Source organism: Wolbachia endosymbiont of Wuchereria bancrofti (genome assembly GCF_002204235.2).
In the GTDB taxonomy this organism is placed as follows: Bacteria; Pseudomonadota; Alphaproteobacteria; order Rickettsiales; family Anaplasmataceae; genus Wolbachia.
The window spans coordinates 1-1,150 of record NZ_NJBR02000089.1; the positions used below are offsets into that span (position 1 = coordinate 1).

Consider the following 1,150-nt stretch of genomic DNA (forward strand, 5'->3'; position numbering starts at 1 on the left):
AGTCATACTTTAGAAGAAGATAAATTAAAGAATTTAGTTAACAACTGGATCATGAGAACTCGCAGCAATAGCTCAGGATTTAACCAATCATGTCAGAATCGGAGTTATAATCGATTACCTAACCACTAACCAGAAAAACTTCAGACTTTTGCTAACAGCATATCTGATCAACAATTTGCAGAACTTTTAAACAATCTAAATGCAGAAGATCTGAAAGATGTCTTCATAAGCTACCTTATGAGAAAGTCATATCTGTGGTTATTCAATCAGGCGATAAAAGTCAACTTGATGCTGTTGCTGAGATGTTGATGGAAAAGTTTGAGGAGCAGAACAAAAAAAACAAAAAAGTTATTGAGATACTCAAGCAAATCAAGGAGGATATATCAGGTCTCTTAGAAGCTCAAGATTTTACAATAGCGGAAGACAATAACGATCCAATGCTACTTCCATAGTAGCAATTTATGAGAATTAATTTTTTATAGGAGTAACTTATTATGAGTAAAAATAATGCAAAATCATATTCTAGTGAAGAAGTTTCATAGGAAAATAAATTACAACAACTTCAGAAACCTAAGTTTGACAAACCAAATTTCGTAAAATCAGAAATAGGGAAAACAATTGATGCAAAGACCAGCAAGATATTTGATATAACTCAGGAAATGAAGCAAAAAGATATGGATGATATACTGCGAATGCAAGTGTAAATGCAAAATACCTCAAAAAGTTTTAAGATGGCTTGATGGGAAGTATTCATAAGTATAACGAAGATGCAAGCGCTGAAACTATAAATAGAATAATAAAACACTGTCATCAGCTATAGATAATATAGGGCAAAATACAAGCAAAATAGACAGTGAACTTAGAATCTTCAAATGAGTTTAAGCAAGCTTCGTGATAAGAAGCCAGGTCTTTTAGAAGCTCCTCAATTGCCTCATGCTATCGGAGAAGAGAATGGATTGTTTCAAAAAAAAGTAATAGTCCTCTCTTCCCTTTTATTCCGGCATTGACGCTGGGTTACTTTATAATAGTGTCATGAAAGTAACTGTTTTTTGATAGAATATAACGTTTTTAATGATTATGAAAAACTGGATCCCAGTGTCAAGGCACTGGGATAATAAGAGAAGGAGATATTGGGGAAAGAGGGTGTTAG

General features: G+C 33.2%; 1 protein-coding gene. It reads left to right on the plus strand.

Annotated elements, in window-relative coordinates; all coding sequences use genetic code 11:
* Window positions 1-254: 254 nt before the first annotated feature.
* Window positions 255-452, plus strand: a complete 198-nt coding sequence (locus tag CCY16_RS04385) for a hypothetical protein (RefSeq protein ID WP_088415244.1) — start codon at window positions 255-257, stop codon at window positions 450-452.
* Window positions 453-1,150: the final 698 nt, after the last annotated feature.